This window comes from Enterobacter sp. ECC-175, from assembly GCF_043968675.1.
Classification (GTDB): Bacteria; Pseudomonadota; Gammaproteobacteria; order Enterobacterales; family Enterobacteriaceae; genus Enterobacter.
This window is the reverse complement of record NZ_CP143776.1, coordinates 3631486-3650255: the sequence shown is the minus strand read 5'-3', so window position 1 is coordinate 3650255 and position 18770 is coordinate 3631486. Positions and strand designations below refer to the sequence as shown.

Genomic DNA, 18770 nt, shown 5'->3' with positions numbered 1-18770 from the left:
CTTATACCGCCTTGTTGGGATCGAAGGCATCGCGGACGGCTTCGCCAATAAAAATCAACAGTGAAAGCAGCACCGCCACCGAGAGGAAGGCGGTGATGCCAAGCCAGGGCGCCTGCAGGTTGTTTTTGCCCTGCAGCAGCAGCTCGCCGAGCGAGGGCGAGCCCAGCGGCAGCCCGAAGCCGAGGAAGTCCAGCGAGGTGAGCGTGGTGATGGAGCTGCACAAAATGAAGGGCAGGAAGGTGAGCGTCGCGACCACCGCGTTTGGCAGCATGTGGCGGAAGATGATCCCGCGGTCACCCACGCCCAGCGCCTGGGCGGCGCGGATGTAGTCAAAGTTGCGGGTGCGCAGAAACTCCGCGCGCACTACGCCCACCAGCGCCATCCAGCCGAAGATCACGGTGATCCCCAGCAGCCACCAGAAGCCGGGCTGCACCACGCTCGACAGCAGAATGATTAAGAACAGGGTCGGCATGCCGGACCAGACCTCAATGAAGCGCTGGCCCCACAGATCGATTTTCCCGCCGTAGTAGCCCTGTACCGCGCCTGCCACCACGCCCATCACGCTGGAAAAGAACGTCAGCATGATGCCGAAGAGCAGCGAGATCCGCGTGCCGTAAAGAATGCGCGCCAGCACGTCGCCGCCGTTGGCGTCGGTGCCCAGCCAGTTTTGTGCCGAGGGCGGAGAAGGGAAGGGGGCGGTGGTCGCGTAGTTGATGCTGTTCGCGCCAAAGCGAATCGGCGCCCAGAGCGCCCAGCCGTGCTGGTCAATCTGGTCACGAAGCCACGGATCCTGATAAACCGCCGGGGTGGCGAACGGGCCGCCGAAGTCGCTTTCGCTGTAGTTCGCCAGCACGGGCACGTACCAGCGGTCGTTAAAGTGCACCAGCAGGGGCTTGTCGTTGGCAATCAGCTCTGCACACATGCTTAGAACAAACAGAACGGCAAAGATCCACAGGGACCAATATCCCCGCCGGTTGTGGCGAAAGCGCGCCCAGCGGGCCTGATTGACGGAGCTTAAACGCGGCATCAGCGTCCCTCAAAATCGATTCGGGGATCGACCAGCGTATAGCTGATATCGCTAATGATATTCAGCAGCAGGCCAATCAGGGTGAAAATATAGAGTGTGCCAAACATTACCGGATAATCGCGCGATACGGTGGCCTCATAGCCCAGCAGCCCGAGCCCGTTGAGGGAGAACATCACTTCGATCAGCAGCGAACCGGTAAAAAACATGCTGATGAACGTGGCGGGAAACCCCGCAATGACCAGCAGCATGGCGTTGCGAAACACGTGCTTCCACATGATCTGCTTTTCGCTTACGCCTTTTGCCCGGGCGGTTACCACGTACTGCTTGCGGATCTCATCGAGAAAGGCGTTTTTGGTGAGCATGGTCAGGGCCGCAAAGCCGCCGATCACCGTTGCCAGCACCGGCAGGGTGATGTGCCAGAAGTAGTCGGTGATTTTTTTATACCACGGCAGGGTGCTGAAATCGGCTGACACTAATCCCCGCAGCGGGAAAATATCGAAATAGCTGCCGCCGGCGAAAAAGACGATCAGCAGCACCGCAAACAGGAACGCCGGAATGGCGTAGCCGATGATAATGAACGTGCTGCTCCAGATATCAAAACGGCTGCCGTTATACACCGCCTTGCGGATGCCCAGCGGAATCGACACCAGGTAGATAATCAGCGTGCCCCACAGCCCCAGCGTGACGGAAACCGGCAGGCTCTGCTTGATGAGGGTCAGCACCGAGGCGCTGCGGAACAGGCTGTCGCCAAAATCAAAGCGCACGTAATCCCACAGCATCTTGAAATAGCGCTCGTGGAGCGGCTTATCGAAGCCGTAGCGGTGGGTGATCTCGGCGATCACCTCGGGGTCGAGCCCGCGCCCGCCGCGGTAGTGGCTGTCGCTGATGTTGCCCACGCCGGTTCTGGCGTGGCTTGCGCCCATGCCTTCGCCGCCGCCGCCCGGCATGCCGCTGGCGTGGCCGAACTCAATCGCCGCAATGGCCTGATCGACCGGGCCGCCCGGGGCGATTTGCACGATAAAAAAGTTAATGGTGATGATGGCCCACAGCGTCGGGATAATCAGCAGCAGGCGGCGTATCAGATAAGCACCCATGGGTTTTCCTTAGCGCCGCTCGGGGGGCAGCCTGGCGGCTTTGTTGACGTCATACCACCAGGTTTCAAAACCCAGCGAATAGATGGGGCGCACGGCGGGCTGCGAGAATTTATCCCATCGCGCAATGCGATCTTCGCCCATGTACCACATGGGGAGCATGTAGTAGTTCCACGTCAGCACCCGATCGAGGGCCCGCCCAAGCGGGAGAAGCTTCGCCTTATCGCCCTGCGCCGCGATGATTTTGGCAATCAGGGCGTCAATCACCGGGCTTTTCACCCCGGGGGCGTTATAGCTGGAGTTAATGTAGCTGGAGGCCCAGGAAATTTGCAGGTCCGAGCTCGGCCACGGCTGCGCGTACCACAGGTTCTGCATCATGTCGTAATCGCGGCTGCGCATCCGGTTGGTGATTTGCGCGTTATCGACCTGGCGAATATTCAGGGTAACGCCGAGGCGGCTAAGATTCTGCTGGAACGGCAGTACCCACTGGTTATTGGCCCCGGAAGAGAGCAGCAGCTCGAAGCTCAGCGGCGCGCCCGTTTTGGCGTTGACCCGCTTTTGATTTTTCAGCACCCAGCCCGCGTCGTCCAGCAGCGTGCTGGCTTTAAGCAGGTTGCTGCGATCAAATCCTTTGCCGTCGGAGACGGGCGGTTCGAAGATGCGGGTAAAGACTTCCGGCGGAAGTTCGGCCTTCATCGGCGCGAGCAGCACCAGTTCGTCAGCGTTGGGATAATCGCGCGCCGCGTATTCCGTGTTCTGGAAATAGCTGTTCGTGCGGCTGTAGGCGCCGTAAAACAGGGCTTTGTTCATCCATTCAAAATCAAACGCCAGGGTGATGGCTTCCCGCACGCGGCGGTCGGCAAATACCGGACGTTGAATATTAAACGCCAGCCAGCGCGTGTTCTGCGCCGATTCGTTTTTATGCTCTTCCTTGATGATGAAATGGTTTGCGAAGTTTTTGCCGATATAGCGGGTGGCCCAGTTTTTTGCGTCGCTTTCAACGCGCAGGTCGAACGCGCCAGCCTTAAAGGCTTCGAACGCCACGTTGTCGTCGAGGTAATAGTCGTAGCGCAGGGTGTCAAAGTTCCAGCGGCCCCGGTTGACCGGCAGGTCCGCCGCCCAATAGTCCTTGACCCGGGAATAGGTCACGTACTGGCCCATGCGCCAGGACGTTATGCGGTACGGCCCGCCCGCCAGCGGCGGGGTAGAGAGAGGATCGCTGAGCTTGTGATTCTTCCAGAACGATTCCGGCATTACGGGCAGCGAGAACAGGCTCAGCATGTTTTCCTTGTTCGGCTGGCCAAGCGTAATGCGCACGGTCAGCGGCGCGATGGCTTTCACCGTGGTGCCTTTGTACAGCAGCCGGAACTGCGGCACGCCTTCGGTCATAAACTTGTGGAAGGTGAAGGCGACGTCGCTGGCCTGGACGGGCGTCCCGTCGTGAAAACGCGCGCGCGGATTAATCGCGATTTCCGCCCAGGCGAAATTGTCCGCATAGCGCACGTTCTCGGCGATCAGGGGGTAGTAGCTGCCGGGCTCATCGTCGGACGTGACAAAAAGGGTGTCGTAAAGCGATTCGGTGCGCGCGGCCGCCACGCCGCGCAGGGCGTAGCGGTTAAAATTGTCAAACGTGCCGATGGCCGCGAGCGTGACGTTTCCGCCCTTCGGGGCCGCAGGATTGACGTAATCGAAGTGGGTAAAGTTAATGGCATACTTCGGCTCGCCGATGACGGCGAATGCGGTGTTTTCCTTGATTTCCTGAGCCAATGCGGGCAGGCACAGTAACGTCAACAGCATTAACACGATGCGCATAAACATCTCCCGGCGGTTCCTGCTTTTATTCGGCTGTGCGAATAATAAGTGAGACAGCCACAATTGTGAAATTATTCACCGGCTTGCGGCATGTCCGGCCGCCACTGGCAGAACTGCTCCAGCGGCATCGGGCGGCTAATCCAGTAGCCCTGCAGGAAATTAACGCCATGCTCGCGCAGCCAGGCTGCCTGTTCTGGCGTTTCGACACCTTCGGCAACGGTAGACATATTCAGGCGTCTTGCCAGCGTCAGCACCGCATCAAGTACGGGTGACGTCACGGTTTCGGTACCTATTGCGTTTACGAAGCCGCGATCGATTTTGATGTAGTCCATGGTGAAGCGCTCTAAATAGATGAGGGCGCTGTGCCCGGTCCCGAAGTCGTCTATTGCGATTTCAAACCCTTCATCGTGCAGCCAGTCAAACAGCGGGCTGGCTTCATGCTGGTTGATCATATCGCGCTCGGTGATCTCCAGCACGGTCTGGAAATGATTCGGCGGCAGCGAGGCGTTAAACGCGCGCATGTCGGCTTTGAAGCTTTCCGCGTGCAGGTGTCCCGGCGCGATGTTGATGCCGAGCTTGGCGCCCGGCGGCAGCACGGCCTGCAGCCTCGGCGCGTCGCGAATAATGAGATCAAAAAGGTGCAGCGTGAGCGGAACGATCAGCTTCTGCGCCTCGGCAAAATTGATGAAGGCATCGGGCGGGATCTCCCCCATCGTCGGGTGCTTCCAGCGCATCAGCACTTCAACGCCGCGCATTTTGAGCTCTTTCGCATCCACAACCGGCTGATACACCACGTAAAACTGGCCGAGCTTGATGGCGGTTAAGATCTCTTTTCCAGGGTTTAAGCGGATGGTCAGGATATAGAAATTGAGCGATCCGGCAGCAATGCCGCACACCAGACCAAACAGCAGCGCGAGCAGCAGCTCATCTTTGGTCCAGGTGTCGGCGTACAGGTTGATGGTCAGCGGGATGTGCCTGAGCGTCGCGCTGCGCGCGGGTGTTTCATGCAGATCCTCAGCGTTAACCAGGGTACTGGACATCGTGGTTAACGCCCGTTTGCCGATGACCACCGCGATGCCCGCAAACTCTTCCTGGCGCGACGTGTAGAACATGTAAGGCGTCAGGTTGATGTTGACCGACGTAAAAACGCCCCCGTCTTTTACCAGCGGATTGCGGTACCAGATGGCAATCGCCGGCGTGTCGGGCAGCATGGGCGTGCCTTCGAGCAGAACCATATCCACGGGTTTATTGATGTGCAGCTGGGGAATAAGCTCCTCCATCGGCGCATTCAGCGGCCCCGTGGCGGATGAGCAAAAGGCATTTTTATCTCTTACCAGCAAAAACGCGCGCACGTTAATGCTGAACGCCGCGCGCGACGTTAGCTCTGCGCTGACGTCGCGACAGCTTCCCAGGGTGAGCGGCTGAAGAACATCGATGGCGGTTTTTAGCTCGTCAAAATAGTTTTCCATATAGACGCTCAAATCCGTAATTAGCGTGTCGAATTTGACTTCCCGCTTGTGGTAGCTCCAGAGAAATTGCAGGGAGCCCAGCAGCAGGGCAATGAAAACGCCGGTGATAATGCTAAGAAACAGTATTTTCCGGTTGCTGGAGAAGTAGCGGGTGAACATAGACGTCGTTGTTCCTGGAAAGCCGTGAGTGTCTACGGGTCGGCCAAACTTACGTAATTACAAGACTATAGCCTGGAATCGAGCAGGGCGTATGCCGGATAGCAGGCAAAAAAAAACACTGCCGAAGCAGTGCTTTTTTCTTCATATCGCTAGCCAAGGGATAACCAGCGATACGACAGTCATATCAACTGCGGGTTAAAACGCGGCGCGCTTCGTTGTAGCGCTTCTTCCAGTATGGCTCGTTCATGCTGGAGATCGTGACTCCACTGCTGGTGGACGCGTGAACAAACTGGTCGTTACCGATATAAATACCCACGTGTCGACCGGTAGAGCCCGCGCGGAACAGGACTAAATCACCTGTACGCAGCTTGGTGCGAGAAATCGATTTGCCCACTTCCTGCTGCTCATAGGTTGAACGCGGAAGGTCTAACCCAAACTGCTCGCGGAAGGTACGCTGTACAAAGCTGGAGCAGTCGATACCTTTCTTGGTGCTGCCGCCCAGGCGATAACGCACGCCTTTCCAGTCAGCATACTGGTCCATAATGCGGGACTTAACGTCCAGATTACGTACCATATTTTCAAATTCATCCTGAGAGGCTTGCAGTGAAGAGGAATCTTCCATTCCCACAACACGCGTCTCAGGATGCATATTCTTGGCGGTGTTCGTTGTACTACATGCCGAAAGCAGAACCGCAACTGCAATCGCCGGGATGCCCCGCAAGATATATCTCAAAATCGGTTGAGATTTGACCATTTTGTTTATTTTCCCTTGAAGTCCTTAACGATAAAATCGTTATAAAAAATGCCAAACGTGACGAGACTAATAACCTGCGCACAATGAGACAATTCCTTATCACCAAATCTGTGGCGTAGCGCACAAATTTATTCACCGTGATAATAATTATCTCTGTGAGGCAAAACGAGTCTGAGATTAACCGATTGCAAGGGGCTTTGCGAGTAAAAATACCCTTTTTTTTATAAGAAAATGTGATACTGAAAGTAAATAATCGCAATCGGCTAAAATAGCGTCAACATTCTCGCTATATCATGTAATCGATTCATTTTTATCATGAATGTTATGACGAGAATATGACAGAGGATATCGACAGGGTGAAGGGCAGCATCAGGGATCGAAAACGATCCCTGATAGATGTGGTTAATTTACGTTAGGAGTTTGTTTTTATTTTGTTGCTGTTGCCGGGGAGATAACGATCGAAAATCGCTATCAGGCGATCGCTTAGCGGCGTCATCAGGCACCAGGGCAAACCAATCAACACCGCAGTCAGCGATCCCACCACAATATCGGTTAGCCAGTGAGCGCCAATCATCACGCGCGGCAGGATAAACACCACAACAATAATCAGGGCAATCACGAAGGCTTTTTTGCCGAAATAGCGCAGCATGAACGCTGAAAAAATAAGCAGCATCATACCGTGATCGCCAGGGAAACTGTCTTTAGAGGCATCCTTTGTTGGAATATGCAGCAGTTCGCTGACGCGATAAATATCCGTGAAATAGAGCGTCGGGCTTGCGCGCTTAACCGGCATCAGATGCTGCGCCAGCTGGTTAACGACGACGGCGGTCAGCAGCATCACCAGGCCCATGATAATAATGTGGCGGCGGCCGGATTTGTCCGCTTTCAGCCAGAAGGAGAGCATCAGGCAGCCCATGGCCAGCAGCGAAATGGCGTCAAACGCGCGGTTATTCGTGATGGCGACTAGCCACAGAAATGCCCGGCTTTTTACCAGCTCCTGGTTAAAAAAGTGGAACAGCCCGGAATCCAGCGAAAACCAAAAACCGTGGTTTACCGGCAGATACCAGGAGAAAAAGAGCGCCAGACCGAGAGCGTTCAACAGCAAAATCAGGGGAAGTCGGGTTGTCATCATCGTTCCGCATAGAGTTAAAACAGGGGCAACGTTAGCCTCAGGAAGTTAAACGAAGCTTCAACAGGCTCGACTGAAGCGTGTTCCAGTCGGCGTTAACCGCACTAATCAGCTCAATACGGCTGTCGGGCGGCGCAACGTTCTGCGTTTCGATAAAGAAGTCTTCGCCCTGGCGGTTAATGCGCACCAGCCCGTCAGGGGTGCGCATAATCCCCTTAACCCGATCGACCGGCGCAAGCCTTGCCCATTCCAGAATGCCTATGGTGTCAAAAACGGTGTCGGCATCAAAAATCCATCCGCAGGCCTGGTGGCCCTGGCCGTTGTTAAGGCTGCGCCGCCAGCGCTGATGCTCCGGCAGGCTTAACGCCGCCAGGCCCTGCTTTGCGCTGTGCGGGTGGACATGCGCGGCGCTGGCGGGCAGCTCCGTCAGGTTCCGGCGGGGAGAATCCAGCAGCGCGCCGTCTATTTTCCCCTGCGTCGTCTGAAGGCGCTGGCGTTCACCGCCGTAGCGCTGCCACCAGCCGTCGAAGGCGGCCTGGCTTTCCGGCGTGGCGCGATCCTCTTTATTTGCCACGATGATATCCGCCGAGGCGAGCTGATCGCGGAAGTTCTCGTTGCTGACCGCTTTCTCATCCAGCAGCTGGCGCGGATCGAGAACGCACAGCGTGGCGCGCAGGTCGATCCACGGCTCGTAAACCGGCGCGGTGAGTAAATCGAGGATTTGCTTAGGGTGCCCCAGGCCGGTGGGTTCGATCAGCAGCCGGTCCGGCTTCCCCTGGCGCAGCAGGGTGTTGAGCCCAACCTGCATCGGCAGGCCATTTACGCAGCACATGCATCCGCCGGGGATCTCCTTAACCAGCGCGCCGCTGTCCGCCAGCAGCGCGCCGTCAATGCCGACCTCGCCAAATTCATTGACCAGCACGGCCCATTTTTCTGCCGGATCTTTGTGAGCCAGCAGGTGCAAAATCGAGGTGGTTTTACCGCTGCCGAGAAAACCGGTGATGAGGTTGGTTTTGGTCACATGCGCTCCAGGAAAGGTGTGATGATGTAACAATTATCACTTATCCTGGCGAAAAAAAGCGGTAATGAGAAGAGGCACGGCGAACGGAGGCGGATACCGTTCGCCTTAAGGGCAATAATCGTTAAAGATTTAACGTCTCGATAACAGCCCGGCGTGCGCCAAGACGTACAATGCGCTGGTAGGCCTGGTTTACGGCATCGACAAAAACGGTATTTTGCGTCAGCTCGTGACCAAAAATTTCACTCAGACCCAGCAGAGCGTTAACGCGCTCCGCGTCGGTGGTGGACGCAACAATCGCCCGAATTTTGTCGCTGAGCGGGTCGCGCACGTCGATCGGGTTCCCGGCGTCGTCCACGCCGCTTGCATAGCGCATCCAGCCCGCGACGCCCAGCGCCAGCAGCGGCCATGCGCTTTTACGCTCGAGATGAACGCGGATACCGTCCAGCATGCGCTGCGGCAATTTCTGGCTGCCGTCCATCGCAATTTGCCAGGTCCGGTGCCGTAGCGCCGGGTTGGCGAAACGGTCGATCAGGCTGTCGGCGTAGGCCGTGAGGTCAACGTCGGTGATGCGCAGCGTCGGCGCCTGCTCGTCAAGCATTAGCCGGCGCGCGGCGCGGCGGAAGTCGGCGTCTTCCATGCATTCATTAATATGCGCATATCCGGCGAGATACCCCAGATAGGCCAGGAACGAATGGCTGCCGTTGAGCATGCGCAGCTTCATCTGCTCCCACGGCAGCACATCCCGCACCATCTGCACGCCTGCGGCCTCCCACTCGGGGCGTCCGGCAACAAAGTTATCTTCCACCACCCACTGAATGAACGGTTCACAGCTGATGGCGCACGGGTCTTCAACGCCAAGCGCCTGCGTAATTTCAGCCAGCGAGGCCTCGGTGGCAGCGGGAACGATGCGATCGACCATCGTGCCGGGGAAGCTGACGTTCGCTTCAATCCAGCCCGCAAGTTCTGCGGATCGCCTGTGCGCCATGCCGAGTACGGCGTTTTTCACAACGTGGCCGTTGTCCGGGATATTGTCGCAGGAGAGAACGGTGAAGGCGGGCAGGCCGCGCGCGCGGCGGCGGTGCAGGGCCTCTACCAGAATGCCCGGCGCGGAATGCGGTTCCTCCGGATTGGCCAGATCGTGAATAATGCGGTCGTTTTGCCTGTCCAGCCTGCCGGTCGCCGGGTCGATGCAGTAGCCTTTTTCAGTGATGGTCAGCGAAACGATCGCCACCTGCGGCTCGCAGAATTTCTCGATAATGGCCGCAAGCGAGTCCAGCTTTGCGTTCAGGCACTCATGGACGGCGCCAACGATAATCGGTCGGTTGCCCTCTGCGCCTTTCTCCAGCACGGTGAAGAGGTGATCCTGCGCGCGGAGCTGGCTCATCAGCACGTCGCCGCTAAACAGGCTGATTTCACAAATTCCCCAGTCGCCGCCTTTGGCGTTGAGCACGCGGTCGGTCAATAGCGCCTGATGCGCGCGGTGAAACGCGCCGAAGCCAAAGTGAACGATGCGCGAACGTAAGCGCGAACGATCGTAATGCGGCTGCTGAACGCGCGGAGGGAGCGCGGCGGAGGCTATAGTCTTCATGAAGTACACACCTGATTAACCATTAATTAACAATGGCAGTGTAAAGTTATATGACAACAAATTAAATTGGTGAGCCGTAAATATCCCCGTTCTGTGAGTTTGATCAATCAATAGCGGCGCACCGTATTGATCCTTCCCGTCAAACATGTATGGTAGTCGTCATTGCTTTAACGAATATTGGTATAACAACTTGCGAGGGCAGGACAATGGAACAAACCTGGCGTTGGTACGGGCCGAACGATCCGGTATCTCTTGATGACGTACGTCAGGCTGGCGCGACGGGCGTCGTGACGGCGCTGCACCATATTCCGAACGGCCAGGTGTGGCCGGTTGAGGAAATCCAGCAGCGCCAGGCGCTGCTGGCGGAAAAAGGCTTAACCTGGTCCGTGGTGGAAAGCATTCCGGTGCATGAAGAGATTAAGACCCGCTCCGGCCAGTGCGAAACCTGGATTGCGAACTATCAGCAGAGCATTCGCAACCTGGCGGCCTGCGGCATTGACACGGTCTGCTATAACTTTATGCCGATTCTGGACTGGACGCGTACCGATCTGGAATACCGGATGGCCGACGGCTCTAAGGCGCTGCGCTTCGATCAGATCGCTTTTGCGGCGTTCGAAATGCATATTTTGAAGCGCCCAGGCGCGGAGGCAGATTACACGCCTGAAGAGCAGCAGCAGGCGCTGCAGTGGTTCAACGCGGCAAGCGAAGCGGATATCGAAAAGCTGACCCGCAACATCATTGCGGGCCTGCCGGGCGCCGAAGAGGGCTACACGCTGGATCAGTTCCGCGCGCGCCTGGCGGAATACGGTGATATCGATAAAAACCAGCTGCGTGAAAACATGGCCCACTTCCTGCGCGCTATCGTGCCGGTTGCCGAAGAGGCGGGCGTGCGCCTGGCGGTTCACCCGGACGATCCGCCGCGTCCTATCCTCGGCCTGCCGCGCATCGTCTCGACCATCGAGGATATGCAGTGGCTTAAGGAGACGGTCAACAGCATCTACAACGGCTTTACGATGTGCACCGGCTCCTACGGCGTGCGCGCGGATAACGACCTGGTGCAGATGATTGAGACCTTCGGCGACCGGATTCACTTCACGCACCTGCGCGCCACCTGCCGTGAAGATAACCCAAAAACCTTCCACGAGGCGGCCCACCTGGGCGGCGATGTGAATATGGTTGCGGTGGTGGATGCGATCCTGGCGGAAGAAGCGCGCCGCAAGCGCGCCGGGGATTTGCGTCCTATTCCGTTCCGCCCGGATCACGGGCACCAGATGCTGGACGATCTGCGCAAGAAAACCAACCCGGGCTATTCGGCGATTGGCCGCCTGAAGGGGATGGCGGAAGTGCGCGGCGTTGAGCTGGCGCTGAAGATGACCAAATATCCTGAGCTTTTGTAAGCTCTGTTGCCCGGTCGCGCTACGCTTAGCGGTCCCACAAAAAACCGGCCTGAGAGCCGGTTTTTTGTTTTTGTCGGTCGGGTAGGGCAAGGCCGCCACCCGATAAATGCCGCATTCAGTCAGCGCGACCCATATAGCGTTTTTCTTCAATATGGATGCGGATTTTCTCACCGGCAGACAGGTATTCCGGCACCTGGACAACCAGGCCGGTGGTCAGGGTAGCGGGCTTGTTGCGGGCGCTGGCAGATGCGCCTTTGATGCCTGGCGCCGTATCGACGATTTCCAGATCGACGGTCTGCGGCAGCTCCAGCGCCAGCAGCACGCCGTCCCAGGTCAGCACCTGCATGTCAGGCATACCGCCTTCAGGAATGAACAGCAGCTCTTCTTCGATCTGGTCCTTGGTGAAGATGTACGGGGTGTAATCTTCCTTATCCATGAACACGTATTCATTGCCGTCAATGTAGGAAAAATCAACATAGCGGCGGGTCAGGGTCACGGTATCCACGATATCGTCGCCTTTGAAGCGCTCTTCCACCTTCAGGCCGGTACGAACATCGGCGAAACGCATTTTGTACAGCGTTGCGGCACCACGGGCGCTCGGGGCCTGAATGTCGATATCTTTCACAATCAGCAGTTTGCCGTTGTAATTCAGTACCATACCTTTCTTAATTTCGTTCGCTCTTGGCATTGCGTTAATCCTGTCTACGGGAGGTAAAAAATATCGCGCCAAATTACTCGCGCGCGGCCTTTCAGGCAAGCGGAATTCGCGGCTTTTGCTATCAATACATAAAAGGTGTTACTGTGCGCGCGATGCCCGATTGCGCGGGTATTCATCAGCGAAAGAGAGCATTTATGGATTGTCGTCCAGACTGCGGCGCGTGCTGTACCGCACCGTCTATTTCAAGTCCTATTCCAGGAATGCCCCAGGGCAAGCCGGCGAATACCCGCTGCGTCCAGCTTTCGGAAAACAATCTGTGCCTTATTTTCGGCTCGCCCCTTCGCCCGAAGGTTTGCTCCGGGCTTCAGCCAGCGGCCGAAATGTGCGGCAGCTCGCGCGCGCAGGCGATAACGTATCTTCTTGAGCTGGAGGCGCTCACCGCGCCCTAGACGTCTTTGATTCGCGTCAGGCAGCCAATCGTTATGACGCACATCGCCAGCGCTATCCAGAATACCGTGTGGTAGTTCCACAGCTCGGCCACGACGCCTGCCATTGAGCCCGCAATAATCCAGCCCACGCGCGTGGTATTAGTATAAAGGGTGGTCGCTGAACCTGCCTGGCCCGGCATCAGGTCCTGAAAGTAGAGCATGCCGATCCCGGCCAGAATGCCGATGTAGATAGCGTTCAGCAGCTGTAAGGCCAGCAGCACCGCCGGGCTGTGCGCCGTCAGCATACCGATATAAAACAGCAGCCCCGCGGCGGCGGCCACGCGCATCAAAAAACGCTTTCCGAAGCGCTTCGCATAATACCCCGCAATCAGCATGGTCGGGATCTCTAGCCCGGCAGCGGTTCCCATCATAATCCCCGCCAGCTTTTCCGGCAGATGCAGCTCGTCGATAATAAACAGCGGCATATTAATGATGTAAAGGCTGTTGGTGCCCCACATCAGCGTACAGACGATGAAAAGCAGCAGCGCATCGCGGCGGTTGCGGCGCGGCGCCTCAAGCACGCCCGTCGCCATCTTTGGCTCTTTGCGCATCGACGGCAGAAAGAACCACACCATCGCGCCGCAGATCACAAACGCAACGGCCGCGCTGAGGTACATCACCGTAAAGCCAAACCCCATCGCCAGCGCGTAGGCGAGCGGCGGGCCGATCACCCATGCCAGCGACACCTGCGCGCGAAGAATGGAGCTGAACATGACTGCTTCACGTCCGGTCCGGTCGGCGTGCTCGCGCGCGAGGGCGAACATCTGCGGGTTTGCGGTGGAGCCAAAGCTGCTCAGAAAAACGCCGATGAACAGCAGGATGAAGTAGTTGCGGTTCCACGCAAACAGCAGGCAGGCGAACACGCCCAGCAGGCAGCAGAAAACGATCAGGCTTTTGCGGTCGCCTTTTCGGTCTGAGCGTCCGGCCAGAAACTGGCTCACGAAGATGCCGATGATCGCGCTGCCGGTAAAGAAGAAGCCAACCATCGCCGGGCGCACGTGTACCTCGTTCGTCAGAAACAGGCTCAGCGTGGGCGTTTGCAGCGCACCCGCAATGCCGGTGAGAAAGGCAACAATTAAAAACGCCGATGACGTCAGGTCGAAGGGCTTTGGCGAGGCGGCTGCGGGGGTGTTATGCATGATCCATTATCAGCAGTGTCTGAAAGAGACGCGGAGTTTACGCCCCCTGTCAGAAAATGAACAGTCAGGGCAGGGGGTTTTGCTACAAAAAATCAAAATGCTATTTCATTTTAACGATGTGACCAGAATTTGCTGAAACAGAATGCTGAACGTCAGCACCACGCAGCTGAACGACGGAGAAATGTGCTGTATATCTAACTTCTGATATGCGATATGTAACTTTTCTTGCAACAATTTGCGGAAAAGGGCAAGAATTATTGAAACGTTTCAGCGCTCACTTGTTTTAACTGACGGACAGGTCAGCGCATTTTTTCTCATTAAAGCTGAAACGATTCAATTTCGGCAGGAGAGGAGAACCATGTTCCAGTTATCTGTTCAGGATATTCACCCGGGCGCACAGGCCGGAAACAAAGAAGAGGCCATTCGCCAGGTTGCCGCCGCGCTCGTTGAGGCAGGTAACGTGGCGGAAGGCTACGTAGACGGCATGCTCGCGCGCGAGCTGCAAACCTCCACATTCCTCGGCAACGGCATCGCCATTCCGCACGGCACCACCGACACGCGTGACCAGGTGCTGAAAACCGGCGTCAAGGTTTATCAGTTCCCACAGGGCGTGACGTGGGGCGAAGGCCAGGTGGCTTACGTGGCGATTGGTATTGCCGCCAGCAGCGATGAACACTTAGGCCTGCTGCGTCAGCTGACGCACGTGTTAAGCGATGATGCGGTGGCTGAACAGCTGAAGTCCGCCACGACGGCGGAAGAGCTGCGCGCCCTGCTGATGGGTGAGAAGCAGAGCGATGCGCTGAAGCTGGATAACGACACGCTGACGCTGGACGTCGCCGCGGTCGATCTGGTGACGCTGCAGGCGCTGAACGCCGCGCGTCTCAAAGAGGCGGGCGCCGTTGAGGCCGCATTCGTTGCGCGTGCGATCAACGACAAGCCGCTGAACTTAGGCCAGGGCATCTGGCTGAACGACAGCGCGGAAGGCAACCTGCGCAGCGCCATCGCCGTCAGCCGTGCGGCTACCGCGTTTGACGTTGACGGTGAACGCGCCGCGCTGCTGGTGACCGTCGCCATGGCCGATGACCAGCCCGTCGCGGTGCTGAAGCGCCTGAGCGAGCTGCTGCTCAACAACAAAGCTGAAAAACTGCTGAACGCCGACGCGGCGACCGTCCTGGCTCTGCTGACCAGCGACGATGCGCTGACTGAGGACGTGCTCAGCGCCGAATACGTGGTGCGTAACGAGCACGGGCTGCACGCCCGTCCGGGCACCATGCTGGTGAATACCATTAAACAATTTGATAGCGAGATTACCGTGACCAACCTGGATGGTTCGGGCAAGCCGGCCAACGGCCGCAGCCTGATGAAAGTTGTCGCGCTGGGCGTGAAGAAAGGCCACCGCCTGCGCTTCACCGCACAGGGTGCAGATGCTGAACAGGCGCTGAAAGCCATTGGCGATGCCATTACGGCAGGCTTAGGGGAGGGCGCATAATGAGCAGACGCGTCGCGACCATTACGCTGAACCCGGCCTATGACCTGGTCGGTTTTTGCCCGGAAATTGAGCGTGGTGAGGTTAACCTCGTGCGTACTACCGGCCTGCACGCCGCGGGTAAAGGGATTAACGTAGCCAAAGTGCTGAAGGATCTGGGTATCGACGTCACCGTGGGCGGTTTCCTCGGTAAAGATAACCAGGACGGATTTCAGCAGCTGTTCAGCGAGCTGGGCATTGCCAACCGTTTCCAGGTGGTGCAGGGCCGTACCCGTATTAACGTCAAGCTGACGGAAAAAGACGGTGAAGTGACCGACCTGAACTTCTCCGGCTTTGAAGTCACGCCTGCCGACTGGGAGCGTTTTGTCACGGATTCCCTGAGCTGGCTGGGCCAATTCGACATGGTATGCGTGAGCGGTAGCCTGCCGTCCGGCGTCAGCCCGGAAGCATTCACCGACTGGATGACCCGCCTGCGCAGCCAGTGTCCGTGCATTATCTTCGACAGCAGCCGCGACGCGCTGGTCGCCGGTCTGAAGGCCGCGCCGTGGCTGGTGAAGCCTAATCGCCGCGAGCTGGAGATCTGGGCCGGCCGCAAGCTGCCAGAATTAAGCGATGTGATTGAAGCGGCGCACGCGCTGCGCGAACAGGGGATCGCTCACGTGGTGATTTCTCTCGGTGCAGAAGGCGCGCTGTGGGTTAACGCCTCCGGCGAGTGGATCGCCAAACCGCCGTCAATGGAGGTGGTTAGCACCGTTGGCGCAGGGGATTCCATGGTTGGCGGCCTGATTTACGGCCTGCTGATGCGTGAATCCAGCGAACATACTTTACGTCTTGCTACCGCCGTTGCAGCCCTGGCCGTGAGCCAGAGCAACGTTGGTATTACCGATCGTACCCAGTTGGCCGCGATGATGGCGCGCGTTGACTTGAAACCTTTTAACTAACAGCAGGAGAGGCACAATGAAAACGCTGCTGATTATTGACTCCGGTCTTGGACAGGCTCGCGCCTACATGGCGAAGACCCTGCTGGGCGCGGCGGCACAAAAAGCACATCTGGACATTATTGATAACCCGGGCGACGCCGAGATGGCCATCGTTCTGGGCGATAGCATCCCGGCAGACAGCGCCCTCAACGGCAAAAAGGTGTGGCTGGGCGATATCAATCGCGCCGTTGCGCATCCTGAGCTGTTCCTGAGCGAGGCGAAAGGCCACGCTGCGCTGTACACCGCGCCAGCGGCATCCGCGCCGGTTGCGGGCACGGGGCCAAAACGCATTGTGGCGGTTACGGCTTGCCCAACGGGCGTTGCGCATACCTTTATGGCGGCTGAAGCAATTGAAACCGAAGCCAAAAAACGCGGCTGGTGGGTGAAGGTTGAAACCCGCGGCTCCGTGGGGGCGGGCAATGCCATCACGCCAGAAGAGGTCGCAGAGGCCGATCTGGTGATCGTCGCCGCGGATATTGAAGTGGATCTGGCGAAGTTTGCCGGCAAGCCGATGTACCGCACCTCAACCGGCCTGGCGCTGAAAAAGACGGCGCAGGAGTTTGATAAGGCGCTGGCGGAAGCCAAGCCGTATCAGGCAAGCGGCGCGGCGAAAGCGCCGACCGAGGGGAAAAAAGAGTCTGCTGGCGCCTATCGTCACCTGCTGACCGGCGTGTCGTACATGCTGCCGATGGTGGTGGCGGGCGGCCTGTGCATTGCGCTCTCCTTCGCCTTTGGTATTGAAGCGTTCAAAGAGCAGGGCACGCTGGCTGCTGCATTGATGCAGATTGGCGGTGGATCCGCCTTCGCGCTGATGGTGCCGGTCCTGGCGGGCTTTATCGCCTTCTCGATTGCGGACCGTCCTGGCCTGACGCCGGGTCTTATCGGCGGTATGCTGGCCGTGAGCACCGGTTCCGGATTCATCGGCGGGATTATTGCCGGTTTCCTGGCCGGTTACGTGGCGAAGCTCATCAGCTCGAAGCTGAAGCTGCCGCAGAGCATGGAGGCGCTGAAGCCTATTCTGATCATCCCGCTGATTTCCAGCCTGGTGGTTGGCCTGGCGATGATTTACCTGATCGGCAAACCGGTCGCGGGCATCCTGGAAGGGCTGACGCACTGGCTGCAAACCATGGGCACGGCGAACGCGGTTCTGCTGGGCGCGATCCTGGGCGGCATGATGTGTACCGACATGGGCGGCCCGGTGAACAAAGCGGCATACGCCTTTGGCGTGGGCCTGCTGAGCACCCAAACCTACGCGCCGATGGCGGCCATTATGGCTGCGGGCATGGTGCCACCGCTGGCGCTTGGCCTGGCAACGCTGATTGCGCGCCGTAAGTTCGACAAGGCGCAGCAGGAAGGGGGCAAGGCGGCGCTGGTTCTGGGCCTGTGCTTCATTACCGAAGGGGCGATTCCGTTCGCGGCGCGTGACCCGATGCGCGTACTGCCTTGCTGCATCGTAGGCGGCGCGATTACCGGCGCCATCTCCATGGCGGTTGGCGCGAAGCTGATGGCGCCGCACGGTGGCCTGTTCGTGCTGCTGATCCCTGGCGCTATCACTCCGGTGCTGGGTTACCTGCTGGCGATTATCGCCGGTACGCTGGTGGCGGGTCTGTCTTACGCGGTGCTGAAGCGCCCGGAAGCGGAAGCGGTCGCAAAAGCGGCGTAAGCGAAACGCAATAAAAAAGCCGGGTTGCTTAGCACCCGGCTTTTTTTATGCCGCCTGTTCGGCGGTTTGCTGCGCCTTCAGCCAGGCAATCTCTTCTGCCCAGATATCCGGATTGATGGTTTCCAGCACCATCGGAATGCCGTCGAAGCGAGCGTCCTGCATGATAACGCGGAACGCGTCGTGGCCAATGTTCCCTTCGCCCAGGCTGTGATGGCGGTCGACGCGGCTGCCGAACGCGCTCTTCGCATCGTTCAGGTGCATGCCGCGCAGGTACTGGAAGCCGACGATACGTTCAAACTCGTCGAAGGTGTTTTTCGTGGCTTCGGCGGTGCGCAGGTCATACCCCGCCGCAAACGCGTGGCAGGTATCAATGCATACGCCCACGCGGGATTTATCCTCAACGCCGTCGATGATGGCCGCCAGGTGCTCGAACCTAAAGCCGAGGTTGCTGCCCTGGCCGGCGGTATTTTCAATCACCGCCGTTACGCCCTGGGTTTTATCCAGCGTGATGTTAATGGACTCGGCAATGCGCGCCAGGCAGGCGTCTTCGTCAATCTGCATCAGGTGGCTGCCAGGGTGGAAGTTCAGCAGCGTCAGCCCAAGCTGTTCGCAGCGCTGCACCTCATCGAGAAACGCCTCGCGGGATTTCTCCAGCGCCTCTTCAACCGGATGTCCGAGGTTAATCAGGTAGCTGTCGTGGGGGAGAATTTGGCCTGGCCCGTAGCCGTACTTTTCGCAGGCGGCCTTGAAATCGTCGATGATTTCAGCCGTGAGGGGGGCGGCGCGCCACTGGCGCTGGTTTTTGGTGAACAGGGCGAATGCGGTCGCCTCGATTTCGGCGGCGCGAATGGCGGCATTCGCGAGGCCACCGGCAGCGCTAACGTGCGCTCCAACATATTTCATAAAGGG

General features: G+C 58.0%; 16 protein-coding genes. 5 read left to right on the top strand and 11 right to left on the bottom strand.

Annotation, left to right across the window (positions count from 1 at the left end):
• Window position 1: 1 nt before the first annotated feature.
• From V1599_RS17385 to V1599_RS17350, 8 genes are all read right to left on the bottom strand, one after another.
• Window positions 2-1027 carry an ABC transporter permease gene (locus V1599_RS17385; protein WP_112012574.1) on the bottom strand — a complete coding sequence of 342 codons (1026 nt, stop codon included), beginning with the start codon at window positions 1025-1027 and terminating at the stop codon, window positions 2-4.
• Complete coding sequence (locus V1599_RS17380) at window positions 1027-2121, bottom strand: microcin C ABC transporter permease YejB (RefSeq protein WP_112012573.1); 1095 nt, start codon at window positions 2119-2121, stop codon at window positions 1027-1029. The genes V1599_RS17385 and V1599_RS17380 overlap by 1 nt, the downstream gene beginning before the upstream one ends.
• A 9-nt stretch (window positions 2122-2130) precedes the next feature.
• Window positions 2131-3936, bottom strand: a complete 1806-nt coding sequence (locus V1599_RS17375) for an extracellular solute-binding protein (RefSeq protein ID WP_395300518.1) — start codon at window positions 3934-3936, stop codon at window positions 2131-2133.
• 65 nt (window positions 3937-4001) lie between these two features.
• A complete protein-coding gene (locus V1599_RS17370) occupies window positions 4002-5558 on the bottom strand; it encodes a cyclic di-GMP phosphodiesterase (protein ID WP_395300517.1) in 1557 nt (518 codons plus the stop codon).
• Between the two features lie 184 nt (window positions 5559-5742).
• Window positions 5743-6312 carry a bifunctional murein DD-endopeptidase/murein LD-carboxypeptidase gene (gene mepS / locus V1599_RS17365; RefSeq protein WP_112012570.1) on the bottom strand — a complete coding sequence of 190 codons (570 nt, stop codon included), beginning with the start codon at window positions 6310-6312 and terminating at the stop codon, window positions 5743-5745.
• A 412-nt stretch (window positions 6313-6724) separates the two neighbouring features.
• Entirely contained in the window at window positions 6725-7441 is a 717-nt protein-coding gene (locus V1599_RS17360; protein ID WP_112012569.1) for a phosphatase PAP2 family protein, read from the bottom strand.
• 40 nt (window positions 7442-7481) lie between these two features.
• Complete coding sequence (locus V1599_RS17355; protein ID WP_297121979.1) at window positions 7482-8462, bottom strand: GTP-binding protein; 981 nt, start codon at window positions 8460-8462, stop codon at window positions 7482-7484.
• A gap of 121 nt (window positions 8463-8583) precedes the next feature.
• Window positions 8584-10050, bottom strand: a complete 1467-nt coding sequence (locus V1599_RS17350; protein WP_395300516.1) for a mannitol dehydrogenase family protein — start codon at window positions 10048-10050, stop codon at window positions 8584-8586.
• 206 nt (window positions 10051-10256) lie between these two features.
• On the opposite strand from V1599_RS17350, the gene uxuA reads away from it, so the two are divergent.
• On the top strand, window positions 10257-11447 hold the full coding sequence (gene uxuA, locus V1599_RS17345; protein WP_297121973.1) for a mannonate dehydratase: 1191 nt from the start codon (window positions 10257-10259) through the stop codon (window positions 11445-11447).
• Window positions 11448-11562: 115 nt separating this feature from the next.
• Here uxuA and yeiP read toward each other — a convergent pair whose 3' ends face one another.
• Window positions 11563-12135 carry an elongation factor P-like protein YeiP gene (gene yeiP, locus V1599_RS17340; RefSeq protein ID WP_006176435.1) on the bottom strand — a complete coding sequence of 191 codons (573 nt, stop codon included), beginning with the start codon at window positions 12133-12135 and terminating at the stop codon, window positions 11563-11565.
• Between the two features lie 164 nt (window positions 12136-12299).
• On the opposite strand from yeiP, the gene V1599_RS17335 reads away from it, so the two are divergent.
• Window positions 12300-12554 (top strand): YkgJ family cysteine cluster protein, encoded by a 255-nt coding sequence (locus tag V1599_RS17335; protein WP_112012565.1) that lies wholly within the window; start codon window positions 12300-12302, stop codon window positions 12552-12554.
• On the opposite strand, the gene setB is transcribed toward V1599_RS17335, so the two are convergent.
• Entirely contained in the window at window positions 12551-13732 is a 1182-nt protein-coding gene (setB, locus tag V1599_RS17330; protein ID WP_395300515.1) for a sugar efflux transporter SetB, read from the bottom strand. The two genes, V1599_RS17335 and setB, sit on opposite strands and share 4 nt — an antisense overlap.
• 358 nt (window positions 13733-14090) lie before the next feature.
• On the opposite strand from setB, the gene fruB reads away from it, so the two are divergent.
• The 3 genes from fruB to fruA are packed head-to-tail and all read left to right on the top strand — an operon-like array spanning window position 14091 to window position 17861.
• Window positions 14091-15221: a fused PTS fructose transporter subunit IIA/HPr protein gene (fruB, locus tag V1599_RS17325; protein WP_297121966.1), complete on the top strand. Its 1131-nt coding sequence runs from the start codon at window positions 14091-14093 to the stop codon at window positions 15219-15221.
• Window positions 15221-16159 carry a 1-phosphofructokinase gene (fruK, locus tag V1599_RS17320; protein WP_112012562.1) on the top strand — a complete coding sequence of 313 codons (939 nt, stop codon included), beginning with the start codon at window positions 15221-15223 and terminating at the stop codon, window positions 16157-16159. The genes fruB and fruK overlap by 1 nt, the downstream gene beginning before the upstream one ends.
• Before the next feature lie 16 nt (window positions 16160-16175).
• The gene (gene fruA / locus V1599_RS17315) at window positions 16176-17861 is read left to right on the top strand and encodes a PTS fructose transporter subunit IIBC (RefSeq protein WP_112012561.1); all 1686 of its coding nucleotides are present in this window, start codon (window positions 16176-16178) and stop codon (window positions 17859-17861) included.
• Between the two features lie 45 nt (window positions 17862-17906).
• On the opposite strand, the gene nfo is transcribed toward fruA, so the two are convergent.
• Window positions 17907-18764 carry a deoxyribonuclease IV gene (nfo, locus tag V1599_RS17310; RefSeq protein WP_112012560.1) on the bottom strand — a complete coding sequence of 286 codons (858 nt, stop codon included), beginning with the start codon at window positions 18762-18764 and terminating at the stop codon, window positions 17907-17909.
• Window positions 18765-18770: the final 6 nt, after the last annotated feature.